We start from the raw sequence: 26,977 nt of genomic DNA, 5'->3' as shown, positions 1-26,977 counted from the left end.
GACGAGCGGGAGACCGGGTGGGAGGAGCCTGCCCCCTCCCCGGCGGGCAGGGGCAGGGAGGCCACGCCGCGCCTACGCGGCGAAGCGCTCCGCCAGGGCCTTCGCCTTGACGGCCGCGTCCTGGAGGGCGCGCTCGCGGGAGGCCTCGAAGAGCGGGATCAGCTCGGACATCGCCGGGTTCTGCGGGGCCATGGTCAGCTCCGGGACGATGAAGTCGAGCTCGAGCCCGAGCCCGTCGCCGAGGACCGCCGTCAGGTAGTTCTGGACGTACTCGTACGGCTCGCGCGGGGTGCCCGGCGCGTAGGAGCCGCCGCGGCTGGCCACGACGGTGACGGGCGTGCCCTTGGCGGAGGGGGCCTCGCCCGCGGTGCGGCCGAACAGGATCACGTTGTCCAGCCAGGCCTTGAGGGTCGAGGGGATCGAGTAGTTGTACATCGGCGCGCCGATCAGCACCGCGTCCGCCTGCTCCAGCTCCTCGATCAGCTTCACGCGGGCGGCGAAGGCGGCCGCCTGCTCGGGGGTGCGGTCGGCGGCGTCGACGAAGCCGGCGACGTGGGCGTGGGCGTCGATGTGCGGGACGGGGTTCACGGCCAGGTCCCGGTAGACCACCGTGTCGCCCGGGTGCTGCTCCTCCCAGGTCCTGCGGAAGGCGTCGGTCACCGCACGGGAGGAGGATGCCTCGCCCGGGAAGACGGAGGAGTCGATGTGAAGCAGCGTGGCCATGGGGGTCTCCAAAGGAACGGGCCCGCGGCAGCAGGCCTGAGGTTTCGTATGCAGCTATGTCTAACACAGGTACTTACTTTTTTTCATCCCCCAACGGCCGGGTAGTACCCTGGCCCCATGGCGGCGGAGCAGACGCATGACGCGGCACAGTGCAGGCGGGTGGACGACGGCATCACCCGCGTCTTCCAGGTGCTCGGAAAGCGCTGGAACGGCCCGATCCTGTCCGTCCTGCAGGGACGTCAGACGCACTTCGCCGACCTGCGCCGGGCCATCCCCGGCATCAGCGAGCGCATGCTCTCCGACCGGCTCGCCGAACTCGGCGGGGCGGGACTAGTGGTCCGCGAGGTCGACGAGGGACCCCCGCTGCGGGTCTCCTACCGGCTGACCGAGGCGGGCGCCGCGCTGGAGCCCGCCCTCAGGGAACTGGGCGCGTGGGCCATGGAGCACCTGCCGGACGCCCCGGCCTGCACGGTGGACCGCTAGCGATCGGGCAACCGTCAGAACCAGCTCTCACCAGCTTTTCGACGCGCCGCTGCCCGGTGCGGTCCGTTCGCGGGGCGCCCGGTACGGCCGTTCGGGCGCCGCATCCTCCTGCGACCTGACTCCCAGCCAGGTGAGGAAGGCGAGGACGAAGACTCCCTCCGCGAGCAGAGAGAGCGGGCCGTAGGGCGCCTCCCAGCCGGATTCGTAGTAGCCGTTCGGCAGACCGACGGTGCGCGACAGCAGGAAACCGACGATCATGCCGAGGCTGACGAGCGCCCCGGTCGCCCAAGCGGTCATGGGGCGCCGCACCATGACGAGCGCCACGGCCACGACCACCATGACGGCGCTGCCCGCGGCGAAGAGGACGCCGATGTAGAACATCTCCTCGAGGTGATCCGGGACGAGCAGAGTGTGCAGCACCGTGTTTCCCACGGCACAACACGCTCCCAGCCCCCTCAGAGCGACTTCGGTGGCATTGGAGGTCATCATGACTCCAGCTGTTCGTTTCGCAGTGTTTCGTCAGGATCGATCCCTCTGCCGTCTATACGGCCGGCTCCGCTCGGGGGATTGCGTCCGGTCCGCCGTTCGTCGGCTGACGCAGACGGGGCGCGCCCGGGTGCGAGCGGCACCGGCGTCAGGAGCCGTCCCGTGCTCCGGTCGCCCGGGTGATGGCGTTCTCGACCGCCGCGACCCGGTCGGCCAGCAGGCCGAGGGCGGCCACCGCGCGGGTCAGGGGGTCGTCCCCCGGGCCGCCGAGGGTGCGCGCGCGGACGTCGGCTGTCTTCACCTCGGCCCAGCGGGCGGCCTGTTCGGGGCCGAGGGTGCCGCGCAGTTCGGCGAGCTTCAGCAGGTTGGCCTCGGCGCCGGTGGTGAGGGTCTGGGCCTCGGCGGTGTAGTGGTCGGTGATCACGGCGGCGAGTTCGGCGTCGTTCATGACCGGGCTCAGACGCTGGGCGATCCTGTTCAGGTCGCGGTAGGAACCCTGGAGGCGGAACGGCGGTTCGGTGCGGGACGCCGCGGACCGGGCGGCGGAGGCGATGTAGGCCGCGTTGACCTTGAGGACCGTGTCGCGGGCGGCGAGCAGGTGGCGCAGGACCGCGAGGACGCGATCGAGTTCGGCGGGCGGGACGGGGTGGGTGAGGCGGTCCGCGCGGGCCGTGGGGTCGGCGGAGGCGAGGCGGACCAGCAGGTCGAGGTCCGCGCGGTCACGGCCGGCCAGCGGGGCGAGGAGCGGGTGGGCGGTGAGGGCGTTCTCGACGAAGCTGAGCGCGAAGACGTCGTCCTTGCCGGTGAGGACGTCGCCGAGGTTCCACACGTCGGCCCGGTTGGCGAGCATGTCGGGCACGCGGAAGTGGTCCCCGGACTCGGTGTAGGGGTTGCCGGCCATGCAGACGGCGAAGCGCTTGCCGCGCAGGTCGTAGCTGCGCGGCTCGCCCTCCCACACCCCGTCGACCCGGCGGGTCGCGTCGCACAGCGGGATGAACTGCTGCAGCAGCTCGGGGGAGGTGTGCTGGATGTCGTCCAGGTACAGGAGCGTGTTGTTGCCGGCCGCCAGCGCGAAGTTGATCTTCTCGATCTCGCGGCGGGCCGTGGCGTTCGGGGCGTCGGCCGGGTCGAACGAGGTGACTCCGTTGCCGAGCGCCGGGCCGCTGACCTTGACCAGCATCAGGCCCAGGCGGTCGGCGACGTACTCCATGAGCGTCGTCTTGCCGTAGCCGGGCGGGGAGATCAGCAGGAGCAGCCCGCCGGTGTCGGTGCGCTTCGACTCGCCGGTGGTGCCGAGCTGCCGGGCCAGGCTGTCGCCGACCAGCGGGAGGTACACCTCGTCGACGAGGCGGTTGCGGACGAAGGCGGACATCACCCGCGGGCGGTGGTCGGCCAGGCGCAGGCGCTCGCGTTCGGCGTCCACCAGGGTCGTACGGCGGCGCTGGTAGGCGCGGAAGGCGGGGACCTCCAGCTCGGCGAACCGCGCCGTCCTGGCCAGGAACTCGTCCAGGCGCAGCGGCAGCCGGCCGCCCGTCACCCGCGGGTGGGCGCCCAGCAGGCCCTCCGCGGTCGCGGTCAGCGGGGCGTCGCAGTCGTAGCGGGGCAGGTCCGGGCACAGCTCGGCGGCGACCGCCTCGGCCAGCTCGCCGGTGCCGGCCTCGGCGCCGGTGGCGGCCGCGTACGACGTGAGCCACGCCTCGGCCACCTGCCGCCGGGCGCCGAGGCCGGCCAGGGCCTCCAGGTCCCGGGCGTAGTCCGAACCGCCCACCGTGTGCCGGAACTTCTCCAGCAGGGTGCGGGCACCCGCACCCAGGACGAAGCCGCCGGAGCCGGACGTCAGCTCGTCGAAGAGGTACGCGGCGGCGGCACCGGCGAGCGGCCCGGCGACGGCACGCCCCAGCGGCCCGCCGCCCGCTGACCCGGACGGCTCGACGGCCGGTCGCGCAGAGAGCCCCTCGCCCGGTCGTCCGGTCGCCCCCGGGGCACTCGCCTCACCCCCGCTCCACCGCCCGATCGCCTCCGCCAGCTCCCCCACCAGCTCGGTGAGGGCGTCCGACGGACCGAACGCGTCCCGGGCCCGGGCCAGTGACGCCGCCCGTCGGGACCAGGCCTCTCGCATGCCGGGCGTCGTGCCGTGGGCCCAGAACAGCTGGGCCGCGGCCCGGGCGGCGGGTTCGTGGCGCAGGGTGCCCGCGGCGTCGTACAGGGGCAGCAGCGCGGTGAGGATCGTGGTGGTGTCGTGGTCGTGGACGCCGCGCTCGTAGCCCTCGTCGTACGACGCCTGGGCCGCCTCCCGCACCAGTACGGGCAGGTCGGCCGCGGCGAGGGCGGCCGGGCCGTGCTCGGCCAGCAGCCGGGCGGCGAGGTGTTCGGCGCGGTAGACCTCGGGCGACTCGGACGGCAGGTGACGGCCCCAGAACGGGCGGGTGTCCGCGAAGCCGGGGGCGGTCACCGGGCGGCGGTAGTCGGTGCCGGTGACCGCGAAGGCGAGGCCGTCGCCGTGCGGGACCAGGGTGAGGTCGAGGGGCTGGGTGTTGACGGCGAAGCGGTGGCCGCCGAGGAGCAGGGTGCGGCCGTCGTCGGCGTACAGGTCGGTGCGGTCGCGCAGGGCGCGAGCCGCCTCCTGGCGGGCGGCCTTGAGCCGGCCGTCCAGCTCCTCGGCGCGCACGCCGTCGCCGAGGTCCCGCAGTTCGTCGGCGGTCCGGCGCACCTTGGCGACCATCGGGTCGGAGGCGAAGTAGGTGGTGACCGCGTCGGTGTCGGGGAGCGCGGCCGCACGCCGGCCGACGGTCTCCAGCACCCGGGCGGCGGAGGCGGCCAGTTGCTCGGCGCGGTGGGCGCGGGCGTCGGCGAGGGACTGCTTGCGGGAGGCGAAGGCCTCGTAGATCTCCGTGCGCCTGTCGGCGAGTTCACCGAGGAAGTCGTCGAACTCGGCGAACCGGGCGTCCAGGTCCTCCAGCCGGCCGAGGAGCAGCGCGAGTTGGTCGTCGCAGGCCTCGGGGGTGCCGGCGGCGGCGAGCGCGGCGGTGACCGCCTGGGCCAGCAGGGCCGTCCCGGCGGCGAACTCGGCGCGGCCCTCGTGGTCGAGGAGGCTGCGGCGGCGGGCGTCGAGCGTGGCGCGGGCGCGGTTGACGCCGCCCAGTACCTCGGCGATCCGCTCCAGGACGGCGGTGCGGACGGTGGCGTCGGCGATGTCCAGACCGGTGACGACCTCGGTGACCGTGCGCAGCCCGTCGGCCAGCTCGTCCAGCCGGGCGGTGACGGGAGCGGCCGCGGCGACGGTCGGCGCCGCGGCCGCGTCCGCCACGAGCCGCTCCACCTCCGCCTGCTGGGACCCGAAGGCGTCCTCGCGGGCCAGGAAGGACACCGCGCGCCGCCCGAAGGCCGCGAGGTCGGCCGCCGCCTCGGCGGCCAGCTCCTCCACCCGCGCGGTGTCGGCGTACCGCAGCTCCTTCAGGGTCAGCAGATGACCGTGCGCGTGCCGGAGTTCGGTGAGCCCCCGCACCCAGGAGGCGGCGTCCCGCGGGGCCTCCCCGCGCAGCCGGCGCACCACGGCGGCGATACGGGCCGCGGCCTCCTCCAACGCCTCACCGGCCTGCCGGGACAGGGCCCGTACGGTCTCGAACTCGGCGAGTACCTGCTCGGCGGTCTCCCGGAGGGCGGCCAACGGCGTGTGCAGATCGCCCAGTTCGGGTTCGCCCAGCCAGTGGTGGGTGTCGGCGGCGCGCACGCAGGCGGCGGCCAGCGCCCGGTAGCCCTCGCCCGTCCCGATGCCCTCGGCGACGAGCCGGGCGACGGAAAGGCAGTCGGCGAGTCCGCGCACGAGGTCCGCGTTGCCGACCCGGGCCAGCCCGCCCGTCCCGGTGCGCAGGGCGGCCGCGTGGGTGTCGGAGGCGTACGGCGAGGTCCACCACTGCACGGGGTGCGTGTGCGCGGGCTCGTCGCCGTCGGCGCGGAGCACGGCCAGGGTGCCGTCCTCGAACAGGGCCCAGCCCCGGCAGGGCAGCGGGGTGGCGACCTCCTTGCGCAGGGTGTTGTACGACAGCAGGAGTGTGCGGCCCTCGGCCCGGGAGCGGAACGCGTACAGCACGTCCTCGCCGTTCGGTGAGCGCACCTCCCGATCGAACTCCAGTCCCTTCGCGTCGAGTTCGTACGTCTTGCGGGTGCCCGAGGCCAGACAGTAGCCGCCCGGGAAGACGATGCCCTGGTCCTCGGGCAGCCGGCGGCAGGCCTGTCCGATGCCGTCCAGCCGGACCACCGAGCGGGTCAGCGTGTCGAAGACCAGGTACCGGTCGGTGTCCTCCTTGTACGGCCGCACCCGCAGCAGGACCAGTGCGCCCACCCGCGCGTGCGTGACCCCGGCGTCGGCGAGGGCCTGCAGCGGCTCCTCGACCGGCTCGGCGTACAGCTCCTCGCCCTCCGGGCCGCGCACGGTGAGCCGGCCGCCGACCGTCGCCACGCCCGCCCCGCCCGGCACCGCCACGTACGGGTCCCGGCCGCCGCCCCCGAGAACATGGTCCTCGCGGGTGGTCCCGGTCCAGGCAAAGTCGTGGGCGGGCGGGGCCACGTCGTCGCGGTCGCCGCGCGCGTCCAGGAACCGGGCCCCGCCGTCGGCGGTCAGGCTCCAGCGCAGGGCACGGACGTCCTCGGCCTTCTCACCGGTGCGGAACACGGCCAGCAGCCGGTCGTCCAGGCGGCGCAGCCGCAGCAGCCGGGCCTGCCGGTAGTACCGGTGCAGGGCCGTGAACTCCCGTACGAATGCGGGGTCGTCGAGCAGTCCGGGTACGGTGTCCTCGGGCAGCCGGTTCAGGTCCCGGTCGTACAGGGCGAGGACGTCCGAGGCGGCCGTACCGTCGGCCGTCCGGCCGGTGCTGCCGAACAGCAGCACGTCCCCGACGGCGACGACGTCGCAGGGCACGCACGCGTGCCCGGTGCGCAGCCGTCCGGTGGCCGTGAGGCCGAGCCCTGCCGAGCCGAACTCCTCGGCGCGGCGCGCGTTGAGGGCCTCGGCACGCCGGGCGAGGTCGGCGGCCTGGGCGGCCAGGCGGTCGCGCAGCACCTCGTAGGTGCCGGCGTCGACGGTGTCGTACGAGCCCGTCTCCGGGGCGGTTGCCATGGACGGCGCTTCCCTTCAAGGGCCTCGCTGCGGAGGCTGTGGGTCAAAGGCTGCGGGTCGGAGGCTGCGAGCGGACGAGCGGGGCTGCCGGGCCGCCGACCCCCGTACGGCGGCCCGGCACCGGGCCGTCAGTTCCTGGCGGCACCGTTCAGCGCGGTCAGCGGGGTGTCCGCGAGGCCCAGCTCACCGGCCCGGTCCAGCAGTTGCCGCAGCTGTCCCGCCTCGGGGCCGCCGGACCTCATCAGCTTCATCAGCAGCGCCGACACCGTCAGGTTCTGCAGGTCCGCCGTACCGACGGAGCCGAGGATCCGGCCCAGGTCGTCGGTGAAGCTGCCCGAGCCGTCCAGCCAGGGCTTCGCCAGTGCCTGTGCCGTACGGGAGTTGTCGACGAAGCCGTCGACGCCCTTGCCGAGCGAGACCGCCGACACCAGCCGGTCGAAGAAGACGGAGTCCCCGCCGACGATGTCGATGTCGGCGTTCTCCAGGCCGGTCGCGAGGACCGTGGCCTGGGCCTCGGCCACCTGGCGCTGTGTCTCCAGGCCGGCCAGCCGGATCTCCTTCTCCGCCTGCAGCCGCAGCCGGTACTCCTCGTGCCCGCGCGAGGCCTCGTCCAGGGCTGCCATCGCCGCGGCCTTCTCGGTGAGGCCGGCCGCCTCGGCCTTCAGCTTCTCGCCGATGCCGGTGGCCTCCGCGAGGGCCTTCGCCCGGGCGCCCTCCGCCTCGGCCTTCAGCCGCGCCCCGGTGGCCTCCGCCGCCGCCCGCGCGCCCTCGGCCTCGGCGAGCGCCTTGGCCTGCGTGCCCTCGGCCTCCGCGCGCAGCCGTGCCTCGGTGGCCTGCGCCTCGGCCCGGCCGGACTTCTCGATGACCTCGGCCTCCTTGTCGCGGACCTGCACGGCGGCCAGCCCCTCGGCGGCGGCCTCGGCCTGGACGCCCTCGGCGAGCCGCAGCTTGGCCCGCGCGTCGAGGTCGGCGGTCTTCAACCGGGCTTCGGCGAGGGTGAGTTCCTCGGCGGCGCGGTGGGTCGCGGCCTGCTCGGCGGCCTCGGCGGCCTTGATGTCCTTGACCAGCTTCTCCTGCGCCTCGGCCTCGGCGGCGATGACGAGGGCCTGCCGGTCGCGCTCGGCCTGCTCGACCGCGCGCAGCTTCTTGATGGACTCCTCCTGCTCGGCGACCGTGCGGTCCACCGCGACCCGCTCCCGGATCACCTCGGCGATCTCCCGCTTCTCCGCCTCGACCTCCTTCTCGGCGGCGATCCGGGTCAGCTGGGTCTCCCGTTCCCGGGCGATGACCTCCAGCATCCGGTCCTTCTCGATGCGCTCGTTCTCGACGGCGATGACCCGCTCGCGGTTCTTCGCGGCGACCGCGACCTCGCGGGCCTGGTTCTCCCGCTGCACGCCCAGCTGTTCCTCGGTGCGCAGGAAGGCGCCCTGCGCACGCAGCCGCTCCTCCTCCATGACCCGCGCGGTCTCGGCCTCCTCGCGGGCCCGGGACGTCTCGATCTCCCGCTTCTGCTTGATCTCCGCGTCCGCCTGCCGCCGCTCCAGCTCCAGGATGGCCTCGCGGGCGTCGACGTTCTGCCGGGTGATCTCCTTCTGCTCGTTGCGCTGCGCCTCGTTGGTGCGCACGTGCTCGACCGCCGTCAGCTCGGTGATCTTCCGGATGCCCTGGGCGTCGAGGACGTTGGCCGGGTCGAGCTGGGTGAGCGGCGTCTGCTCCAGGTAGTCGATCGCCGCGTCCTCGAGGTGGTAGCCGTTGAGGTCGACACCGATCAACTCGATGATGTGGTAGCGCAGTTCCTCGCGCTTGGTGTACAGGTCGGTGAAGTCCATCTGCTTGCCGACGGTCTTCAGCGCCTCGGAGAACTTCGCGTGGAACAGCTCCTGCAGCGTGTCCTGGTGGCTGGCGCGCTCGGTGCCGACGTTCTGGGCGACCTTGATGACGTCCGCCTCGGTCTTGTTGACCTTGACGAAGAACGAGATGCGGATGTCGGCGCGGATGTTGTCCCGGCAGATCAGCCCGTCCCGGCCGGAACGGCTGATCTCGATCGTCTTCACCGAGATGTCCATGATCTCGGCCTTGTGCAGCACCGGCAGCACGACCTGCCCGGTGAACGTCACGTCCACCTTGCGCGTCTTGGACACGATCAGCGCCCGGCCCTGGTCCACCTTGCGGTACAGCCGGGAGAAGGAGAACAGCGCGAGCAGTACGACGACGAGACAGACGGCGACCAGCACGCCGAGCGCTTCCATGGCATACGTCCTTGTGCGTCAGACGATGAAGACGGAAGAGCCCGGCGCAGGTGCCGGACACCTGTTCGATGTCCGGCACCTGAACCATCCGTGGTGCTCCCCCGTCCCGTGATGGTGCACGAGGGGCGCGAGCCCGCGCATTGCCGGTTTCCGGCAGCGTTCCATAATGTCTCGGTGCCGGAGAGACGCCAGGAAACCGTCACCGGCGCGTCAAGATCACGGGGGACGGGGACGGGGACGGGGACGGCGTGACCGAACAGGCGATACCCGAGCACTATTTGGACGGCTACGCAGACATGCTGGCCGAGGTCGCGGCCACCGGCCGCCGGCTGACCCGGGAGGAGCTGGCCGCGCGCCGCGCCCTGGGCGAGCAGGCCGCCGAGTCCGGCCACGGACTGCGCGCCCTGGTCGTCGCCCACCTGGCCGCGGCCCGCGCCGCCTGGCCCGGCACGCCCGGCTCGGCCGACTGCACGCTGGCCGCCTTGCAGCAGGCGGTCGACGCCTTCGCCGAGGGATACGAGCGCGCCCAGCGGCTCGCGGTGCGCCACGAGGAGGCCGTGCGCCGGGAGTTCATCGACGACCTGCTCTACGGCCGCAGCGATCTCGGCCGCATCGCCGAGCGCGCCGAACGGTTCGGCCTCAGGATGTCCCGGGCACACGCGGTCGCCGTCGCCGAGGGCCCGGTGCCGTACCACGAGGGCCATCCGGTGACCCGCCAGGTGGAACGGGCCGTCCTGGCCCGCTTCGACGCCCGCAGCATCCTGCTCACCACCAAGAACGGCCGGCTGCTGTGCGTCGCGCCCGGCGACGAGGACGACGTCCTGACCTACTTCGCCAAGCAGGCGTACGCGGCGGCCGAGGGCTGCCGGGTCGCGGTCGGCCGCCCGCAGCACGGCCCCGGCGGGGTCGTGCAGTCGTACGAAGAGGCCCTCACCACACTGGAGATGGCCGGGCGGCTCGACCTGGACCAGCCGCTGCTGCGCGCCGCGGACCTGCTCGTGTACCCGGTGCTCGCCCGCGACCGGCAGGCGATGGCCGACCTGGTCTCGCACACCCTCGGCCCGCTCACCGCCGCCCGCGGCGGGCCGCAGCCGCTGCTGGACACCCTCACCGCGTACTTCGACTCCGGCTGTGTGGCCGCCGAGGCCGCCCGCCGGCTCTCGCTCAGCGTGCGCGCCCTGACCTACCGCCTGGAGCGCATCCACAAGCTGACCGGCGCCGACCCGGCAGACCCGGCCCACCGCTACCCGCTGCAGACGGCGGTGATCGGCGCCCGCCTGCTGGACTGGCCCGCGAAGCCGCTCTGAGCAGTCCTTACGGAGGGGTGACGTACCGCCCGTCGCACCCGGCCGCGGGCGGGTCGCGGACCTAGCGTGGCCGTATGCGTGTACTGGTCACCGGCGGTGCCGGGTTCATCGGGTCCCATGTCGTCGACGCGCTCCGGGCGCGCGGGCACGAGCCGGTCGTGTACGACGTCCGGGACGCTCCCGGCGCCGACGTGCGCAACCCGTCGGCCGTCGCCGCTGCCCTGTCCGGCGTGGACGCGGTCTGCCATCAGGCGGCCATGGTGGGCCTCGGCAACGGCGTCGCGGACGCCGCCGAGTACGTCTCCCGCAACGACCTGGGCACCGCCGTGCTGCTCGCCGCGATGGCCGAGGCGGGTGTACGGCGGCTGGTGCTGGCCGGGTCGATGGTGGTCTACGGGGAGGGCCGCCACGACTGTCCCGTGCACGGTGTCGTACGTCCCGGCCCCCGGGCCGCCGCCGACCTGGCCGCCGGCCGCTTCGACCCGCGCTGCCCCCGCTGCGGAACCGAGCTGACCCCCGGCCTGGTCACCGAGGACGCCCCGGCCGACCCGCGCAACGTGTACGCGGCCACCAAGCTCGCCCAGGAACACCTGTCCGCCGCCTGGGCCCGCTGCACGGACGGCACGGCGGTCTCCCTGCGCTACCACAACGTCTACGGCCCCCGCATGCCGCGGAACACCCCGTACGCCGGGGTCGCCTCCTTCTTCCGCTCGGCCCTGGAACGCGGCGAGCCCCCGCGCGTGTTCGAGGACGGCCGCCAGCGCCGGGACTTCGTGCACGTCCGGGACGTGGCCACCGCCAACGTCAGCGCGCTGGAGGCCGAGCCGCGCCCCGGAACGCTCACGGCGTACAACACCGGCAGCGGCGACCCCCGCACGGTCGGCGAGCTCGCCCACGCCCTGTCCACCGCCTGCCACGGCCCCGGACCGCTGATCACCGGCGAGTACCGGCTGGGCGACGTACGGCACATCACGGCGGACTCGTCCCGCCTGCGGGCGGACCTGGGCTGGAAGCCGGAGGTGACCTTCGAGGAGGGGATGCGGGAGTTCGCGCGGGAGCGGTGAGGCTTTACGGCACGGTTACTGCTCTTCTGCCATCACGTGCTGTCCGGCTGTGATCAGCCGGGCCACCCTCAGGGGCGCGCAGAGCGCGGTGGACATCGGCACGCACCAGTACGAGACGCAGGCCCACGGATCGAAGTCCACCTCGGTCACGCGGGGCACGCCCAAGTAGGTTCCGCAGCCGAGGAGTTCCACGGCGGCTGTCGCCCGCCACTCGTCCGCCGCCTGGCGCCAGGTGATCGGCACGCGCACCGGAACCAGCGCGTAGTACCGCAACCCGCGAGGGTCACAGATGACCGGACCACCGTCGAGGGCATCGTCCAGGAACGCGTCCACTTCACCGAACTCGGCCGTCCCGGCTGCGGCGAAGACCAGACGGCCGGGGATCCGTACGGCGGAGAACAGGGTTCCCAGGGGCAGCAGCGCCACTTTCTGCTCCTGCCACTCCAGACGGGCCTGCTCGGGGGCGGGGTGGGCTGACAGCAGCCAGTGTTCGACGGCCAGTCTCCGGTCCGCGCCGGGGCGCACGAGCATGCCGGGCTCGCGTTCGACCGGGTGCAGTGCCGCGGCTCCCGGTTCAACGGTGGGTTTCACGGTGTCGACGCTCCTTCACAGCGTTGGCCGCGCCCCAAGGCTGCTCACGCAGTCGCCTGGGTTGTTCATGCCGACCGGCCGGACATGCCGCGTGGGAACCACTTGGCACGACCGAGCAGCACCACCTAGAGATTGGACCGGTGGACCGGTCCAGTCAAGCCACTCGGATGAGTTGGAGCGTCAGTTCGCTTACTGCATTGGGTAATTGTCGATCTGTTCGAATACGTGCGACGCCGTCACACCCTCCTCGCACACCAGTTGCTTGCGATCCTGATCGAAGGCTGTGTGCAGCACGACCGCCACGGCCGTCGGCTGTTCCACTTGCAGAAGCTGCGCCTCCTCGTCCGTGGCTAGGCGAACCGTGGTGATGTCAACTCCCTCTGCCGGCGTTCGGCCGGTCTGGCGACGCACGTAATGCGTGGTGCCCTCGGGGATAGGCCCCTTCATCGCGAGCCGAGGTGAGGCGTCGGCGATCGGCAGCGGGAACCAGGCCGTCACGAGGCTGTGCGGTGCTCCGTCTTCGAGCAGCACCAGCCGTACGCGGCGCAGCGCCTCCTCATCGGCGTCGAGTCCCAGGGCCTCGGCGACGCGCGGAGGCGGCACGATGCGGTCCGGGGTGCCCAGGCGCCGGTACGGAGCACCGCCCGACACTCGCGTGGAGCCCGCGCGGCGCCTGCCTGCCGGTCGGGCGATCGGGGTTTCCGAGACCGTGAAGCCGGAACCCTGGCGGGCCACCACCAGGCCGTCGTTGCGCAACACGTCGTAGGCCTTGACGACAGTGGCTCGCGAGACACCCCACTGCTCGGCGAGGTCGCGACCCGAAGGCAGCAGGTCCCCCGGGCCGAACTCGCCGTTCGCGATCCGGGTGCGCAGATCTTCGGCGATCTGCTCGTACTTCAACAACGGCATGGTGCGCACTTCCGATCACTGGACTGGTCCACCGGTGAGCCTCCACAATGCCCGTATGACGAGCCCTGAGGTAGCGCCGGAGATCGTGAGGTTCTACAGCGAGACCATCGACGAGGCGGACCGGTTGGCCGGCACGGCCGACGGGCGTCTGGAGATGGTACGCACGCAGGAGTTGCTGCGCCGATACCTCCCCGAGCCACCCGCCAGGATCCTCGACGTCGGCGGCGGGCCGGGCGCCCACGCACGGTGGCTCGTCGAGGACGGCTACGCCGTGCACCTCGTCGATCCGATCCCCCGCCACATCGAGCAGGCCGAGCGAACCGGGGCTTCCGTAGAGCTGGGCGACGCGCGGCAGTTGACCGCTGCGAATGCGTCCTACGACGTGGTTCTGGTGCTTGGCCCGCTGTACCACCTGCTCGACCGCGCAGACCGGGACCAGGCCCTTGCCGAGGCATACCGCGTGCTCAGGCCGGGAGGGCTCCTGGCAGCGGCCGGGATCAACCGGTACGCCTCCCTGTTCGAACACACCGCCTTCGCGCACCTCCACAAGGAGCCGATGGAGAAGAGCATCAGCGGCATCCTGGCCACGCAGACCCACGACGGGAAGAAGGCGTTCACCTCGGCGTACTTCCACAGCGGTGAGCAACTGCGGGACGAAGTGGCAGCAGCCGGATTCGGCGGCGCCGAGGTGTACGGCGTCGAGGGCCCGGCCTGGTCACTCCTGGCCGCGACCGAACGGCACACCGGCGAATCACTCATCGGCTCACCCATGTTCGATTCGGCGCTGGCCGCCGCACGCATGGCCGAGCCCTACCCCGACCTGCTCGCGGCAAGTTCCCATCTGCTGGCGATCGGCCGCCGACCGGGGTGATTCCCGTCGACGTCCACAACCTGTGGACGGGTAGCCCGAGTCACCACCCGGTCGGCAGCAAGTGCATCACCCGCCCCGAAGGCCCCAAGAATTAACCGAACTCACGTACAACCCTTGCCTGTTGCCGATGGTCTCCTGATCGCGCGCCACCCTGGCGCCCGGGATCCACCCCGACTGTGGGAGACACCTTGCGCAAGCGCACCTTCCTGCTGGCCGCCGCGCTGCTGGCCTCCGGCCCGGCACCGCTGGCGCTGGCCGCGCCGGCGACCGCGGCCACGGCGAAGTACGCGGACGACTTCAACGGCGACGGCTACCGCGATCTCGCCCTCGGCGACCGCACCGCCACCGTGGCCGGCAAGAAGGAGGCGGGCGCGGTCGTGGTCGTCTGGGGCACCGCCCACGGCCCCGACCCCGCCAAGCGCTCGGTGATCACACAGAACACCCCCTACATCGCGGGCACCGCCGAGACGAACGACTTCTTCGGTGCGAAGGTCACCCCGGCGGACATGAACAAGGACGGCTACGGCGACCTCGTCGTCACCGCACCCGGCGAGGACGACGGCGCCTACCGCGGCACCTTCACCATCCTGTGGGGCTCCAGGTCGGGCCTGAGCGAAGGGACTTCGTTCAGGAGCCCGGGGTGCAAGGACTGCGGCTTCGCCAAGGACGTCGCGGTCGGCGACTTCACCGCCGACGGCAAGCCGGACGTCGTCGCGATCACCGACGACCACGTCTACGTCGTGCGCGGCCCGTTCACGAAGTCCGGATCGCACGGCACGGCCACCAACCTCGACCCGATCGACGGCGAGGACATCAAGCCGGACCTGGTGGTCTCCGGCAAGGTCACCAAGGACGGCACGGCCGACTTCGCCGTCCTCGGCTACGACTCGGACACCTGGACCAACCGCGCCTGGTTCTACCGCGGCCGGCCGGGCGGCCCCACGGCGCCCCCGCGGAAGATCGGCCTGGTCGGCACGGGCGGCCTGACGAACACGAGCGCCACGATCGCGGACTTCGACAAGGACGGGTACGGCGACCTCGCCGTGGGGCTCCCCGACGCGGGCAAGGGCGGCACCGTCCGGGTCTACAAGGGCACCTCCCAGGGCCCGAGCACCAGCGGCACCTCGTTCACGCAGAACACGGCCGGCGTCCCGGGCACGTCCGAGTCCGGCGACTCCTTCGGCTTCGACGTGTCGGCCGGTGACACCGACGGCGACGGCTACGCCGACCTCGCGGTGGGCGCGCCCGACGAGGTCATCGGCGACCATCTCTTCAGAGCGGGGGCGGTCACCGTCCTGCGCGGCGGCAGGCACGCCCTCAGTGGCGCGAACGCCCACCAGTACGACACCGGCACGCCCGGCGTCGAGGGCGACCCCGGCGACGAGAACGACGCCTGGCTCGGCGCCTCGGTCCTGCTGCGCGACTTCAACCGCGACGGCCGGGCCGAACTGGTCGCCTCCGCCTGGGAGATCGGCCGCCTCCACCTCCTGCCGGGCACGGCTTCCGGCCCCACCGGAACCGGCTCGATCCTGTTCACACCTCAGTCGCTGGGCCTCGGCAGCCGCCACTCGTTCGGCGCGGTCCTGCCCGACTGACCCCTCTTCCTCGGAGACACAGACGTGAAGCACCCCCTGCGCGGCAGCACCGCGCTCGCCGCCCTGCTCGTCGCGGGGCTGACCCCGGTGGCCCTGTCCACCTCCGCCTCGGCCGCCCCTTCGGGGCTCCAGGGCGACTTCAACGGCGACGGCTACCGGGACGTGGCCGTCGCCGCCTCGTCCGCCACGGTCGGCGGCAGGTCCGACGCCGGGCAGGTCGCCGTCACCTACGGCACAGCGAGCGGGCTGAACCCTGCCAAGCACCAGCTGATCAGCCAGAACACCGCCGGCATTCCCGGCGACGCGGAGAAGGGCGACCAGTTCGGCGAGCAGCTCGCCACCGCCGACCTCAACCGCGACGGCTACAGCGATCTCGTCGTCGGAGCACAGCACGAGAACGCCGGCAGCGCCCAGGAGGCGGGCACGGTCGTCATCGTCTGGGGCTCCAGGAGCGGCCTGTCCGGCGGCACCACGGTGAAGAACCCGCAGACGCTGTACGGCAGTTACTTCGGGATGAGCATCGCGGCGGCCGACTTCACCGGCGACGGCAAGCCCGACCTGGCGATCTCCTCGCAGAGCGACACGGAGAACCCCGGCAGCTGGCGGGTCCGGCTGATCCGGGGCCCCTTCACCAAGGCCGGCTCGACGGGCCGGGTCTCCTCCTACTCCCCCGGCATCGACAGGCCGGCCCTCACCGCCGGCCGGGTGAACGGCGACTCCAAGGCCGACCTGGTGGTCACCGGGCAGAAGCCGAACGGCGACCATCTCGCCACGGCCGTCTACTACAAGGGCACCGCCGACGGCATCAGCAAGGCGGCGAGCCTGCGCACCGCCGAGACGGCCGCCATCGGCGACCTGAACAAGGACGGTTACGGCGACATCGTCCTCGGCAACCCCGAGGACCCGGCCGACGAGCCCTCGGCCTCCACCGGCGGCAAGATCCACGTCATCTACGGCACCTCGTCCGGCCCGAGCGCCACCCACCGGGTCTCGATCACCCAGAACACCTCGGGCGTCCCGGACTCCTCGGAGTACGGCGACAGCTTCGGCCAGGCGCTGGCGATCGGCGACTTCGACAAGGACGGCTACGGGGACCTGGCCGTCGGCGCGCCGGGCGAGACCTTCGGGGACGACTCCGACTACCGCTCGCACGCCGGCGCGATCACCCTGCTCCGCGGTTCGGCCTCCGGCCTGGCCACGAACCGCCCGGTGTTCCTCACCCAGGACAGCCCCGGTGTGCCGGGCACCCTGGAGGCGGGCGACGACTTCGGCCGCACCCTGCTCGCCTCCGACGTGAACCACGACGGCCACGCCGACCTGACGGCCGCCGCCGTCGGCGAGAACGACCCCGAGGGCGCGGTCTGGTTCCTGCCGGGTGCCTCGTCCACGCTCTACTCGACGACCACGTCCACCACCTTCGGCCCGACCGCACTGGGCCTGCCGGCCCGTAAGTACACGGACTTCGGGGGCGAGTTCGCGGGCTAGGGGGTTTCGCTACGCCTTCGCCGCCGGCAGGGTCACCTCGAAACGGCAGCCGCCCGGGATGTTGCGGACGGTCGTGCTGCCCCGGTGGGCCTCGACGATGCCCCGGACGATCGCCAGGCCGAGCCCCGCTCCCGCCGGCGGCGTGCGCGCGTCCGTGCCGCGCCAGCCGGTGTCGAAGACGCGGGGCAGATCCTCCTCGGGGATGCCGCCGCAGCTGTCCGTCACCGACAGCACCACACCGTCGGGGACGCGCTCGGCGGCGACGGCGACCGTGCCGTCGGCGGGGGTGCGGCGGATGGCGTTCACCAGCAGGTTGGCGAGGACCCGGCTCATCTCCTTGCCGTCGACCTCCACCGGCAGTGGTTCCACCCGGTCGCCCACGAGCCGTACGCCGTGCTCGCGGGCGAGCGGTCCGACCCCCGCGAGGGCGTCGCCGACCAGGTCGTACAGCGAGATCCGGGCCGGGCTCAGGGGCAGCGTGCCGGCATGGATGCGGGAGAGTTCGAAGAGGTCGCCGACCATGTCGTTGAGGCGTTCCACCTCGGTGCGTATCTGCTTCAGGTAGCGGTCGGGGTCGGCCGCCACCCCGTCCTCCAGGGCCTCCGACATGGCACGCAGCCCGGCGAGCGGGGTGCGCAGATCGTGCGAGATCCACGCGACGAGCTCCCGCCGGGAGGTCTCCAGGGCCCGCTCGCGTTCCCGGGACGCGGCGAGCCGGGCGCTGGTGGCGGCCAGCTCACGGCTGAGCGCGTCGAGTTCGGCGGTGGCGGGGGCCTCGGGGGCGGCGAAGGCGCCGCCGTCACCGAAGTTCCGGGCGGCGTCGGCGAGTTCACGGCTGCGGGCGACGACCCAGCGGCCCAGCAGCAGCGCGGTGACCAGGGAGACCGCGGCCGCCATGGCCACGACCGTGGTGACCACCCGCAGGTCGTGCGAGGACAGGAACATCGCCTGAGCCACGGCCATCGTCCCGGCGAGCATGGCGACCACGCCGACGGCCGCCACCACGGCGAGCGAGGTGGTGAGGGAACGCCGGCGGATCAGCCGCAGCACGGCCGCTCCGACGAGGCCGCTGGCGGCGGCGCCGAGGAAGGCGTAGAGGGCGATGAGCAGGGTGTCGCGCATGTCAGTCGCCCTCCGTTCCGGTTCCGGTGGGGTCGAAGCGGTACCCCACGCCCCACACCGTCCGGATGAGGCGGGGGCGGGCGGGGTCGTCCTCGACCTTGCCGCGCAGGCGGCGGACATGGACCGTGACGGTCGACAGGTCACCGAAGTCCCAGCCCCACACCTCCCGCATCAGCTCCTCGCGGCCGAACGCCCGCCCCGGGTGCCGCAGGAAGAACGCGAGCAGGTCGAACTCCCGGAGGGTGAGGGCCAGATCGGTGCCGTTCTTGGTGGCGCGGCGGCCGGCCGGGTCCACGGTCAGACCGGCCGCGCCCAGCGGGCCGCGCGGCACGGCGGGCCGGGCGCGGCGCAGCACCGACTCCACCCGCAGCACCAGCTCGCGCGGGCTGAACGGCTTGGTCACGTAGTCGTCGGCGCCGACCTCCAGGCCGAGGATGCGGTCGTCCTCGTCACCGCGCGCGGTGAGCATGACGACCGGCACCGGACCGTGCTCGCGCAGCCGCCGGCACACCTCCAGGCCGTCCATCCCGGGCAGCATCAGATCGAGCACCACCAGGTCCGGCTGGTGCGCCGCGGCCCGGGCGAGGGCGGCCGGGCCGTCGGCGGCACGGTCCACGGTGTATCCGGCCCGGTCCAGGTACCCCGCGACGACCTCGGCGACGGTCGGATCGTCGTCCACGACGAGGATCCGGCCCAGGGAACCGGGTCGCGGCCCGGCGTCCGGTGATGCGTACGGCTGCTGCATGTCTCCACCCTGGCACCCGGCCGCCCCGGAGGCTCGGCCGCGGCTCCGACGTCCGCGTTTCGTAAGGAGGCGATGCCCCCTTTGCCCCGGTTCGGCTTCGTAGGGTGAACGCCGTGACGAGCACCTCCCCTCCCCCTTCCGACGTGGACGTCGTGCTGCCCTGCCTGAACGAGGCCGAGGCACTGCCCTGGGTCCTCGCGCGCGTCCCGGACGGCTGGCGCGCCCTCGTCGTCGACAACGGCTCCACCGACGGCTCCGCCGACCTGGCCCGTGACCTCGGGGCGACCGTCGTGCGCGAGGAGCGGCGCGGCTTCGGCGCCGCCTGCCACGCCGGGCTGCTGGCCGCCACCGCCGACGTGGTGTGCTTCTGCGACTGCGACGCCTCCCTCGATCCCGGGCAGCTGGTCCCGTTCGTCCGCGAGGTCCGGGCCGGTGAGGCCGACCTGGTGCTCGGCCGGCGCCGCCCGCAGGCCCGGGGCGCCTGGCCGGCCCACGCCCGCGCCGGCAACCTCGCCCTCTCCCACCTCGTGCGCCGCCGCACCGGCCTGCGCCTGCACGACCTCGGGCCCCTGCGCGCGGCCCGCCGCGAGCGGCTCCTCGCCCTGGGTCTGACCGACCGCCGCAGCGGCTATCCGCTGCAGATGGTGGTCCGTGCCGCCGACGCGGGCTGGCACATCACCGAACACGACGTCCCGTACCTCCCGCGCAGCGGCGCCTCGAAGGTCACGGGGACCTGGCGGGGCACGTGGCAGGCGGTACGGGACATGAGCAAGGTCCTGAACGAGCCGCCTGTCGTCCGCGCCTAGCGGCTCGTTGTCCGCGCCTGGCGGCTCGTTGTCCGTGCCTGGCTGCGGGCCGGTGGGGCTGGTCGCGCCCACGCGGCGGAGCCGCACATCGATACAGGCCGCGCCCCCCATGGGGCGCTCGTAGCCGCGGGCAGGCGAAACACCCCGCCCCCCCACTCCGGTCACCAGCCAAGGAAGGCCCACATGACCACCCTTCTAGTCATCGCCAAGGAGCCCCGCCCGGGCAGGGTCAAGACGCGCCTGACCCCGCCCTTCTCCCCCGAGCAGGCCGCCGCCCTCGCCGAGGCCTCGCTCGCCGACACGCTGCGGGCCGTGGCTGCGGCCCCGGCCACCCGCAGAGTCCTCGTGCTCGACGGCCGGCCGGGCTCCTGGCTGCCCCCCGGCTTCGACGTCGTCCCCCAGTGCGCCGGCGGACTCGACGCCCGCCTCGCCGACGCCTTCGCCCGGTGCGCCGGCCCCGCCCTGCTGATCGGCATGGACACCCCGCAGGTCACCCCGCAGCTGCTCACCGTGGACTTCGCGGACTGCGACGCGTACTTCGGGCCGGCCGAGGACGGCGGGTTCTGGGCGCTGGGCCTGGCCCGCCCGGAGCCCGCGCTGCTGCGGGGGGTACCGATGTCCGTGCCGGAGACCGGGGCCGTGCAGCGGGAGCGGCTGGTCGCCGCCGGGCTGCGGGTACGGGACCTGCCCCGGCTGCGGGACGTCGACACCGCCGCCGACGCCCGCGCGGTCGCGGCCCTCGCCCCGCACGGCACCTTCGCCGCCCGGCTGGCGGACTGCACGGCGGCCGGTGCCCGATGACCCCCGCATCCGGCCCGACGACAGCTCCACGCATCCGCGCCGCAGCCGCAGCCGCCGACGGTGGCAGTGACGGTGAATACGCCCCACCGGGGCCACCCGCACCCGGCGACGAAAGCGTCACGGGTGGTGCGGGTGGGAACACGATCGCCGACGGCGAAGCCGAGGCGGTTTCGGCCGACGCCCCGCAGGGCCCCGCCTGGGCCGTCTCCGACCCGTACGCCACCGCCCTGCGCACCGGCCGGGGCCCGCTGTACCTGCGCCGCACCGACGGCTGGCTGCTGCCGCTGGAGGTGGAGCGCTGGTGCGCCGACGCGGACGCGGTGGACTCGGCGGTGCTGGACCGCTGCGAGGGCGCCGTCCTGGACGTCGGCTGCGGCCCGGGCCGGCTGGTGGCCGAGCTGGCCGCCCGGGGCCGTACCGTCCTCGGCGTCGACGTCAGCGAGGCGGCCGTCACCCGCACCATCACGGTCGGCGGCCAGGCCCTGCGCCGCTCGGTGTTCGACCCGCTGCCCGGCGAGGGCCGCTGGGGCACCGTCCTGCTCATGGACGGCAACGTCGGCATCGGCGGCGACCCGCGCGCCCTGCTGCACCGGATGAGCCAACTCCTCGTCCCAGGCGGTCTGTTGATCGCCGAGACGGTCCCGCTGGACGTGGACGAGCGCACCCGGGTGCAGGTCGTCGACGTCGCCCACGGGCAGGCCCGCACGGGCGACCCGTTCCCGTGGGCGCGGATCGGCACCCCGGCCCTGCTGCAACTCGCGGACCGGGCCGCCGAGTGGCGGGCGGAGGCTCAGTGGACGGCCGGCGACCGCCGCTTCGTCGCCCTGCGCACCTGCACCGCGAGCAGCAGCGCCGAGCCGCCGAAGAGCAGGGCGGTGATCAGCAGCCAGCGGCCGAGGAAGACGTCCGCGGACTGACCGGTGGCCAGGCGGTAACGCACGGCCACCCGGTCGGAGATCAGCGGGAACCACACGAGCAGCAGCAGCCCCGACAACGCGGCCGGCACCCGCACGTACATCACCCACGCGCGCCGTCCGGCCGCGTCGAGACCGTGCACGACCGCCCGGTCCGCCACCGAGTACAGCGGCAGCAGAACGAGGTCGTGCAGCAGGGCCGCCCCCACGACCCACAGCGCCACCCCGAACCAGTCACCGGCGAGCAGCCGTACACCGGCGTACGCGGCGAGCGCGAACGAGCAGCAGAGCAGCAGGATCTGCAGCGGACTGCCCACGGGCAGGCGGCGGATCACGGGCAGGCGGCGCATCACAGGTCTCCGAAGGTCAGCCGGGCCACCCACTTGGTGTTGAGCACGCCCGGTGCGGCGGGCACGATCACGCGCGCCGGGTGACCGTGGTCGGGGGACAGTTCCTCGCCGTTGACGTACAGGGCGAGCAGGGAGCGCGGGTCGGCCACCTGGTTGGCGCGCAGGGCCGCGCGGCGGAAGGCGCCGTGCCGCTGCAGGGACTCCACGAACACGTCCGGCGGGTCGCCCTCGTACCCGACGAGCGCCGCGAGGTCCCGCAGCCGCACCCCGCGCCACCACTGGTCGGCGGTGGACCAGCCCTCCACACAGGCGATCGGCAACGACGAGCTGTGCAGGGGAAGCCGGAGCAGCTGGGCGCGGCTGAGGCGCACGGTCCCGGTGCGGCCGGTGACGACGAGCCGCCACGCCTCCTCGCCGGTCTCCGCCGCGTCGATGCCCGCGTACGCGGCCGTCTTGTTGATCTGGAAGCCGTTCGGGCCGCCGGCCGGGTCGGCCCCGCCGTGCGGCGCGAGCAGAGCCGTACGGCGGAAGGGTCCGCCCAGGCTCTGCCCGACCGTGGTCAGGAACAGCAGCAGCGAGCCGCCGCCGACCAGCCACAGCGCCCCGCGCCGGGACACGGTGGGCGGATCGGGGTCCGGCGCGGCCAGGTCGTCCGCGTCCCTCTCGTTGCTCTCGTTGCTCTCGTCCCCCTCGCGCAGCCGCCGCCGTACGGTCCGCACCGCGGCCGGCGTCTTCAGCACCGCGTGCGCCACGAACGCGGCGAAGAACACCCACGCCCCGTAGAAGTGCAGCGGATAGAAGGAGCCGGGGAAGACGTAGTCCAGCTGGATGTTGAGCACACCGGTCGTGAACTCGAACAGCCCGCCGCCGACCAGCAGCAGCAGCGAGATCCGCTCCAGCGCGTGCGCCACGGAGCGGGCCGGCGGCAGCGTGAACAGCTTCGGCACCACCGACCACAGCTTGGCCAGCAGGACCGGGACCAGGGTGATGCCGAGGGTGACGTGGAGGCCCTGGGTGAACCGGTACAGCCACACCGGTCCGGTCGGCCACGGGAAGAGGTAGAAGCCGAGGATCCCCTTGTCCGGGGTCGTGTCGTTCACCGGGTGCAGGTTCGGGTTGTAGGCCGCGTACGACACCAGGCCGGTCACGAACAGCACGGTGATGCCGCCGAGCAGCACGAGTCCGAGCACCGAGGTGAACCAGCGGCCGCGCAGGGGACTGCGCCAGAAACCGGGGGAGGTGGGAAGCCGGGGAAGGTCGGGCATGCCCCGACCGTAAGCCGCGAAGCGCCCGGGAAAGGGGGCACGACCCATGACGAAACGCTGACGTCCGGCCTGTACGACGACCCGTACGGGGCCGTGCGGCCTAACGTGCCGACGTGACCCGCTCCCTCCGCCGTGATCTGTACGCCGCCGGGGCCGCCGCCCTGCTCGTGACGGTGGCCGTCCTGGTCGGCCGCCACCTCCAGGACACCTACCGCGTCCTGTTCGTGCACTGGCCGCCGGTACTGGCCGAGTGGGACCCGCACGTGGGCCCCGGCACGCCGGCCGCCGTCCTCCTCGCGGCGGCCGGCGTGGCCTACGGCCCCTCCCTGGCCGCCCGGCTGCCGTGGCGTGCCCTGCTGGTGACGGCCTGGGCGTCGGCCATGGCCTGGATCCTCTCCCTCGCCCTCGTCGACGGCTGGCACCGGGGCATCGCGGCCCGCCTCACCACCCGTGAGGAGTACCTCCGGGTCATCGGCCGCTTCCATGACATCCCGGCCACCCTGCGGGACTTCACCCATCACATCGTCAGCGGCACCCCCGCCCCCTGGCCGGCCCATGTCGCCGGTCACCCGCCGGGTGCGACGCTCACCTTCGTCCTCCTCGACCGGATCGGGCTGCGGGGCGGCGGCTGGGCCGGGATGTGGTGCGTGACCCTCGGCTCGACGGCCTGCGTGGCGGTCCTGGTCGCCGTCCGCGCCCTGGCGGACGAGACCCTGGCCCGGCGGGCGGCCCCCTTCCTGGTACTGGCCCCGGCGGCGGTCTGGCTGGGCACCTCCGCCGACGCGTACTTCGCCGCGGTCGCCGCCTGGTCCGTGGCCCTGCTCGCCCTCGCGGTCACCCGCCGCTCCCTGCTCCGGGCGGCGGCCTCCGGCCTGCTCCTCGGCCTGACCTGCTACCTGTCGTACGGCCTCACGCTCTTCGCCCTCGTCGCGGCGGCGGTCCTGCTGCTGGGCCGGGACGGGGTGCGCGAGCGCCCGGCGCTCCTCCTGGCCCTCCTCGCCGGACTCGCCGTCGTACCGCTGGCGTTCACGCTCGCGGGCTTCGACTGGTGGACGGCGTACCACCTGTTGGTGACCCGCTACTACCAGGGCGTCGGCGGCAAGCGTCCCTACGGCTACTGGGTGTGGGCCAACTTGGCCTGCACGGTGCTGATCACGGGTCCGGCGACGGCGGCGGGCCTGCGCCGCACGGCCACGGCCCTCACCCGCCGCACCGACCCCGCCGCCGTCCGCCTGGCGGTCCTCGTCTGCACCGCCCTTGTCGCCCTCCTCGTCGCCGACCTGTCCGGGATGAGCAAGGCCGAGACCGAGCGCATCTGGCTGCCGTTCGCGATGTGGCTGCTGCCGGCGTGCGCGTATCTGCCCCACCCCCGGGCCTGGCTCACCGCGCAGGCGGTGCTCGCGCTGCTCCTCAACCACCTGCTGCTGACGGGATGGTGAGACCGCGTGCGGGGTAACGGACCAGCCGCTGAAAGTACTTGCATTCTTGGAAAGTACTGTCCATCCTGAAGGTGACCAGTGGGCGGTCCGACCAACTGCCCCACCCACACCGGAGGTACACACATGGCCAGCACGGGGGACCCCATCGACGCACGGCAGGCACAGGACGCGCTGACCGCCGCACGAGCCGCCCAGGCCGCGGCACGCACGGCCGGTGACCGGCGGACCAGGCCCCGCGGTTACGCCGTCGGCCAGGCCCTGACCTTCGCGGCCGGCTTCATCGCACTGGGCCTCGCCGGCAGCCGGCCGGGGTGGGCGGCGTGGCTGCTGACCGGCGGGCTGCTGAGCCTGGCCGCGTTCTTCGCCCTGGTCTGGATCGGCGCGCACCACGGCGGCGTCACCCGCTGGTTCGACCGGCGTCGCGAGCCCGGCCGGTACGCCTGGCGGACCTGGCTGCTCCCCCTCGCCGCCATCGCCGTGAGCCTGCTGGCCGCGATCCCGTACGGCACGACGGGCTGGCTGGTGGCCTTCGGTCTCGCGGGCGGCCTGGAGCACCTGCTGCGGGCCACCGGGGTGGGCACGGCATGACCGGAACGCCTCAGCCCCCCGCCCTGGACCGGGAACTCCACCACCCCACCCGGCTGGCCCTCGCCGCCTACCTCTCCGCGTGCGGGGAGGCGGAGTTCGCCGTCCTGCGGGACTACTGCCAGGTGTCCGACTCGACGCTGAGCAAGACGCTCTCCGCCCTGGAGAAGACGGGCTACGTCAGCATCCGCAAGGGCTACCTGGGCAAGCGCCCGCGCACCTGGGCCGCCCTCACGTTCACCGGCCGGCGCGCGCTGACGGGCCACCTGACGGCGCTGGAGGAGATCGCGTCGGCGGCCCGCAGGGCGGCAGCGGGGTCCGAAGGGGACCGGTCGGAGCCCGACGAGGACTAGTACTACTCCTCGTCGACCTCCTCCGTCCCCCGGACCCGGCCCGGCTCGGGCAGCTCGCCCAGTTCGGAGCGCACGAGCAGGACATCGCCGATGAACAGGTCGTAGATCAGGATCCCGATGATCCCGCCGACGAACGGCCCGACGATCGGGATCCACCAGTAGCCGCTGTACACGCCGGACACGCTGCCCGGGAAGGCATAGCTCTGCCACCCTGCCGCGTAGGTGAGCAGCCGCGGTCCGAAGTCGCGGGCCGGGTTGATGGCGTACCCCGCGTTGGCGCCGTAGGACATGCCGATCGCGGCGACCACGAAGCCCACCAGCAGCGGGCCGAGGTTGGCCTTCACGGCCTGGTTGCGCAGGTCGATGAGGGCGGCGATCAGCATGAGCAGGAAGGCCGTACCGACGATCTGGTCGATCAGCGGCCCCCAGATGCCGCCGTGGAAGTACGCGGCCGGGAAGGTCGCGAAGATGGAGAACGTGGCGTTGGTACGCCCGTTCACCTTCGGCCCCGTCGCGGCGTGGTCGTAGGCGCTGATCGCGTCGTGGTACACGAGGTAGACCAGTGCCGCACCCGCGAACGCGCCGATCACCTGCGACAGCATGAACGGCAGGACCTTGGTCCAGGCGAACCCGCGACGGATGGCCATCGCCAGCGTCACCGCCGGATTCAGGTGGGCACCGCTGACACCGCCGGCGACGTAGACACCGAAGCAGACGGCGAACGCCCAGCCGAACGCGATCAGCAGCCAGTCGCCGGCCGCGAGGAAGATCGTCGTGGGGGTCGCCGCACGGCCCGAACCGGGCAGTCCGGCCACCGCCATCGCGACCACGCCGCAGCCGAAGGAGATGAGGACGAAGGTCCCGAGGAACTCCGCCATGCACTCGCCCAGCAGGCCACCCCGGCGCCTGAACTGGGAGGGCTTGATGAGCGGACGGATTTCGACAGCCATTGCGGCCCCCTTGAAGAGAGCAATGCGGCCCGATACGACCATATTGGCCCACAAATGCTCTTCACGCAGGGCGAAGCGATCTCCGGGCCGCCGGGTCAGCTGTCGAGGTCGTCGGCGTAGTGCCGGAAGCCGTGCCGCTCCCGGTGCATGCCCCACAGGGTCTCCGCGAGCACGGCCGGGTCCTTGCGCACATGCCCGGGCGTGATGGCCCCGGGGATCACCAGCTGGGCGACATGGATCCCCTCACGGGCGAGCCGGTCGTGCAGCAGATGCCCGTACGCGCTCTCCGCGGCGAACGCGATCGACGTGCCCGCCCGCTCGGGATGCGGCACGGCGGCCGTCCCGCCGTTCACGAAGAGGATGGTCCCCCGCCCCAGCGCCCGCATACCGGGCAGCACCTGCTGCACGGCGGCCACCGGCCCGTACACCGAGAACTCGATCGGCCCGAGCAGGTCCCGGTGCCGGGTCTCCAGCACGGGCCGCATGAAGTCCCGGTGCGGGACCGGGCTGTACTGCAACACCTCGACGGTCCCGAGCACGGCCGCGGCATCCTTCAGGGCCGCCACCAGCTGCTCCGGCCGACGCACATCGGCGGGGAACCCACGCGCGACGACACCCTCGTCGGCAAGCTCGCCCACCAGGACCTGCAGTCGCTCCCGGTCCCGGGCGACGAGGGCGACGTCGTACCCCTCCCGCCCGAACCGGCGCGCGACGGCGGCACCCAGCCCGGGCCCGGCGCCGACGACGGCAATGGTGCTCATGGGTAAA

General features: G+C 73.2%; 23 protein-coding genes. 12 read left to right on the top strand and 11 right to left on the bottom strand.

Features of this window, described 5'->3' with window-relative positions:
- Window positions 1–72: 72 nt before the first annotated feature.
- Window positions 73–723: an FMN-dependent NADH-azoreductase gene (locus tag FB157_RS13540; protein ID WP_145879260.1), complete on the bottom strand. Its 651-nt coding sequence runs from the start codon at window positions 721–723 to the stop codon at window positions 73–75.
- Window positions 724–840: 117 nt separating this feature from the next.
- Here FB157_RS13540 and FB157_RS13535 point away from each other — a divergent pair, with 117 nt between their 5' ends.
- Window positions 841–1,206, top strand: coding sequence for a helix-turn-helix domain-containing protein (locus FB157_RS13535; protein WP_145879258.1), 366 nt, complete (start codon window positions 841–843; stop codon window positions 1,204–1,206).
- A 27-nt stretch (window positions 1,207–1,233) separates the two neighbouring features.
- Here the strand turns inward: FB157_RS13535 and FB157_RS13530 are convergent, their stop codons facing one another.
- The 3 genes from FB157_RS13530 to FB157_RS13520 all read right to left on the bottom strand — a co-directional run bounded on the left by FB157_RS13530 (window position 1,234) and on the right by FB157_RS13520 (window position 9,057).
- Window positions 1,234–1,638, bottom strand: coding sequence for a hypothetical protein (locus FB157_RS13530; RefSeq protein WP_145879257.1), 405 nt, complete (start codon window positions 1,636–1,638; stop codon window positions 1,234–1,236).
- A 202-nt stretch (window positions 1,639–1,840) separates the two neighbouring features.
- Window positions 1,841–6,808 carry a DNA repair ATPase gene (locus FB157_RS13525; protein WP_145879255.1) on the bottom strand — a complete coding sequence of 1,656 codons (4,968 nt, stop codon included), beginning with the start codon at window positions 6,806–6,808 and terminating at the stop codon, window positions 1,841–1,843.
- A gap of 128 nt (window positions 6,809–6,936) precedes the next feature.
- Window positions 6,937–9,057: a flotillin family protein gene (locus FB157_RS13520; RefSeq protein ID WP_145879253.1), complete on the bottom strand. Its 2,121-nt coding sequence runs from the start codon at window positions 9,055–9,057 to the stop codon at window positions 6,937–6,939.
- A 248-nt stretch (window positions 9,058–9,305) separates the two neighbouring features.
- On the opposite strand from FB157_RS13520, the gene FB157_RS13515 reads away from it, so the two are divergent.
- Together FB157_RS13515 and FB157_RS13510 are read left to right on the top strand one after the other, a co-directional pair.
- Window positions 9,306–10,364 carry a CdaR family transcriptional regulator gene (locus FB157_RS13515; protein ID WP_145879252.1) on the top strand — a complete coding sequence of 353 codons (1,059 nt, stop codon included), beginning with the start codon at window positions 9,306–9,308 and terminating at the stop codon, window positions 10,362–10,364.
- Between the two features lie 74 nt (window positions 10,365–10,438).
- Window positions 10,439–11,428, top strand: coding sequence for an NAD(P)-dependent oxidoreductase (locus FB157_RS13510; protein ID WP_145879250.1), 990 nt, complete (start codon window positions 10,439–10,441; stop codon window positions 11,426–11,428).
- A 15-nt stretch (window positions 11,429–11,443) separates the two neighbouring features.
- Here the strand turns inward: FB157_RS13510 and FB157_RS13505 are convergent, their stop codons facing one another.
- A complete protein-coding gene (locus FB157_RS13505; protein ID WP_261386293.1) occupies window positions 11,444–12,019 on the bottom strand; it encodes a hypothetical protein in 576 nt (191 codons plus the stop codon).
- A gap of 189 nt (window positions 12,020–12,208) precedes the next feature.
- The gene (locus FB157_RS13500; RefSeq protein WP_145879248.1) at window positions 12,209–12,928 is read right to left on the bottom strand and encodes a GntR family transcriptional regulator; all 720 of its coding nucleotides are present in this window, start codon (window positions 12,926–12,928) and stop codon (window positions 12,209–12,211) included.
- Window positions 12,929–12,983: 55 nt separating this feature from the next.
- On the opposite strand from FB157_RS13500, the gene FB157_RS13495 reads away from it, so the two are divergent.
- From FB157_RS13495 to FB157_RS13485, 3 genes are all read left to right on the top strand, one after another.
- The gene (locus FB157_RS13495; RefSeq protein ID WP_145879246.1) at window positions 12,984–13,799 is read left to right on the top strand and encodes a bifunctional 2-polyprenyl-6-hydroxyphenol methylase/3-demethylubiquinol 3-O-methyltransferase UbiG; all 816 of its coding nucleotides are present in this window, start codon (window positions 12,984–12,986) and stop codon (window positions 13,797–13,799) included.
- Between the two features lie 188 nt (window positions 13,800–13,987).
- Window positions 13,988–15,394: an FG-GAP-like repeat-containing protein gene (locus FB157_RS13490; protein ID WP_145879243.1), complete on the top strand. Its 1,407-nt coding sequence runs from the start codon at window positions 13,988–13,990 to the stop codon at window positions 15,392–15,394.
- Window positions 15,395–15,418: 24 nt separating this feature from the next.
- Entirely contained in the window at window positions 15,419–16,879 is a 1,461-nt protein-coding gene (locus FB157_RS13485; RefSeq protein WP_145879241.1) for an FG-GAP-like repeat-containing protein, read from the top strand.
- 9 nt (window positions 16,880–16,888) lie between these two features.
- Here the strand turns inward: FB157_RS13485 and FB157_RS13480 are convergent, their stop codons facing one another.
- Both FB157_RS13480 and FB157_RS13475 read right to left on the bottom strand, forming a co-directional pair.
- Window positions 16,889–18,001 (bottom strand): sensor histidine kinase KdpD, encoded by a 1,113-nt coding sequence (locus FB157_RS13480; protein ID WP_145879239.1) that lies wholly within the window; start codon window positions 17,999–18,001, stop codon window positions 16,889–16,891.
- Window position 18,002: 1 nt separating this feature from the next.
- Window positions 18,003–18,746: a response regulator transcription factor gene (locus tag FB157_RS13475; protein ID WP_145879237.1), complete on the bottom strand. Its 744-nt coding sequence runs from the start codon at window positions 18,744–18,746 to the stop codon at window positions 18,003–18,005.
- 104 nt (window positions 18,747–18,850) lie between these two features.
- Between FB157_RS13475 and FB157_RS13470 the strand changes: the two genes are divergently transcribed.
- From FB157_RS13470 to FB157_RS13460, 3 genes are all read left to right on the top strand, one after another.
- A complete protein-coding gene (locus FB157_RS13470; protein ID WP_145879236.1) occupies window positions 18,851–19,552 on the top strand; it encodes a glycosyltransferase family 2 protein in 702 nt (233 codons plus the stop codon).
- Window positions 19,553–19,735: 183 nt separating this feature from the next.
- Window positions 19,736–20,353, top strand: coding sequence for a DUF2064 domain-containing protein (locus FB157_RS13465; protein WP_145879234.1), 618 nt, complete (start codon window positions 19,736–19,738; stop codon window positions 20,351–20,353).
- Window positions 20,350–21,270 carry a bifunctional 2-polyprenyl-6-hydroxyphenol methylase/3-demethylubiquinol 3-O-methyltransferase UbiG gene (locus FB157_RS13460; protein ID WP_145879232.1) on the top strand — a complete coding sequence of 307 codons (921 nt, stop codon included), beginning with the start codon at window positions 20,350–20,352 and terminating at the stop codon, window positions 21,268–21,270. The genes FB157_RS13465 and FB157_RS13460 overlap by 4 nt, the downstream gene beginning before the upstream one ends.
- A gap of 346 nt (window positions 21,271–21,616) precedes the next feature.
- Here FB157_RS13460 and FB157_RS13450 read toward each other — a convergent pair whose 3' ends face one another.
- Window positions 21,617–22,882: a molybdopterin-dependent oxidoreductase gene (locus FB157_RS13450; RefSeq protein WP_145879230.1), complete on the bottom strand. Its 1,266-nt coding sequence runs from the start codon at window positions 22,880–22,882 to the stop codon at window positions 21,617–21,619.
- A gap of 113 nt (window positions 22,883–22,995) precedes the next feature.
- On the opposite strand from FB157_RS13450, the gene FB157_RS13445 reads away from it, so the two are divergent.
- From FB157_RS13445 to FB157_RS13435, 3 genes are all read left to right on the top strand, one after another.
- A complete protein-coding gene (locus tag FB157_RS13445) occupies window positions 22,996–24,321 on the top strand; it encodes a hypothetical protein (protein WP_145879228.1) in 1,326 nt (441 codons plus the stop codon).
- 123 nt (window positions 24,322–24,444) lie between these two features.
- Window positions 24,445–24,909 carry a hypothetical protein gene (locus FB157_RS13440; RefSeq protein ID WP_145879226.1) on the top strand — a complete coding sequence of 155 codons (465 nt, stop codon included), beginning with the start codon at window positions 24,445–24,447 and terminating at the stop codon, window positions 24,907–24,909.
- Window positions 24,906–25,259: a transcriptional regulator gene (locus FB157_RS13435; protein ID WP_145879224.1), complete on the top strand. Its 354-nt coding sequence runs from the start codon at window positions 24,906–24,908 to the stop codon at window positions 25,257–25,259. Before FB157_RS13440 ends, FB157_RS13435 begins: the two co-directional genes overlap by 4 nt.
- A gap of 2 nt (window positions 25,260–25,261) precedes the next feature.
- Here FB157_RS13435 and FB157_RS13430 read toward each other — a convergent pair whose 3' ends face one another.
- Both FB157_RS13430 and FB157_RS13425 read right to left on the bottom strand, forming a co-directional pair.
- Window positions 25,262–26,209 (bottom strand): MIP/aquaporin family protein, encoded by a 948-nt coding sequence (locus tag FB157_RS13430; protein ID WP_145879222.1) that lies wholly within the window; start codon window positions 26,207–26,209, stop codon window positions 25,262–25,264.
- 95 nt (window positions 26,210–26,304) lie between these two features.
- The gene (locus FB157_RS13425; protein ID WP_145879220.1) at window positions 26,305–26,970 is read right to left on the bottom strand and encodes an SDR family NAD(P)-dependent oxidoreductase; all 666 of its coding nucleotides are present in this window, start codon (window positions 26,968–26,970) and stop codon (window positions 26,305–26,307) included.
- Window positions 26,971–26,977 lie beyond the last annotated feature (7 nt).

This window comes from Streptomyces sp. BK340 (assembly GCF_007827595.1).
Classification (GTDB): Bacteria; Actinomycetota; Actinomycetes; order Streptomycetales; family Streptomycetaceae; genus Streptomyces.
This window is presented reverse-complemented; position numbering and strand designations above follow the sequence as displayed.

Coding starts and splice junctions, on each gene's coding strand:
- FB157_RS13460 (WP_145879232.1), top strand. CDS start 20,350: ATGACCCCCGCATCCGGCCCGACGACAGCTCCACGCATCCGCGCCGCA.
- FB157_RS13525 (WP_145879255.1), bottom strand. CDS start 6,808: ATGGCAACCGCCCCGGAGACGGGCTCGTACGACACCGTCGACGCCGGC.
- FB157_RS13480 (WP_145879239.1), bottom strand. CDS start 18,001: ATGCGCGACACCCTGCTCATCGCCCTCTACGCCTTCCTCGGCGCCGCC.
- FB157_RS13535 (WP_145879258.1), top strand. CDS start 841: ATGGCGGCGGAGCAGACGCATGACGCGGCACAGTGCAGGCGGGTGGAC.
- FB157_RS13465 (WP_145879234.1), top strand. CDS start 19,736: ATGACCACCCTTCTAGTCATCGCCAAGGAGCCCCGCCCGGGCAGGGTC.
- FB157_RS13450 (WP_145879230.1), bottom strand. CDS start 22,882: ATGCCCGACCTTCCCCGGCTTCCCACCTCCCCCGGTTTCTGGCGCAGT.
- FB157_RS13425 (WP_145879220.1), bottom strand. CDS start 26,970: ATGAGCACCATTGCCGTCGTCGGCGCCGGGCCCGGGCTGGGTGCCGCC.
- FB157_RS13495 (WP_145879246.1), top strand. CDS start 12,984: ATGACGAGCCCTGAGGTAGCGCCGGAGATCGTGAGGTTCTACAGCGAG.
- FB157_RS13540 (WP_145879260.1), bottom strand. CDS start 723: ATGGCCACGCTGCTTCACATCGACTCCTCCGTCTTCCCGGGCGAGGCA.
- FB157_RS13475 (WP_145879237.1), bottom strand. CDS start 18,746: ATGCAGCAGCCGTACGCATCACCGGACGCCGGGCCGCGACCCGGTTCC.
- FB157_RS13430 (WP_145879222.1), bottom strand. CDS start 26,209: ATGGCTGTCGAAATCCGTCCGCTCATCAAGCCCTCCCAGTTCAGGCGC.
- FB157_RS13440 (WP_145879226.1), top strand. CDS start 24,445: ATGGCCAGCACGGGGGACCCCATCGACGCACGGCAGGCACAGGACGCG.
- FB157_RS13500 (WP_145879248.1), bottom strand. CDS start 12,928: ATGCCGTTGTTGAAGTACGAGCAGATCGCCGAAGATCTGCGCACCCGG.
- FB157_RS13435 (WP_145879224.1), top strand. CDS start 24,906: ATGACCGGAACGCCTCAGCCCCCCGCCCTGGACCGGGAACTCCACCAC.
- FB157_RS13510 (WP_145879250.1), top strand. CDS start 10,439: ATGCGTGTACTGGTCACCGGCGGTGCCGGGTTCATCGGGTCCCATGTC.
- FB157_RS13520 (WP_145879253.1), bottom strand. CDS start 9,057: ATGGAAGCGCTCGGCGTGCTGGTCGCCGTCTGTCTCGTCGTCGTACTG.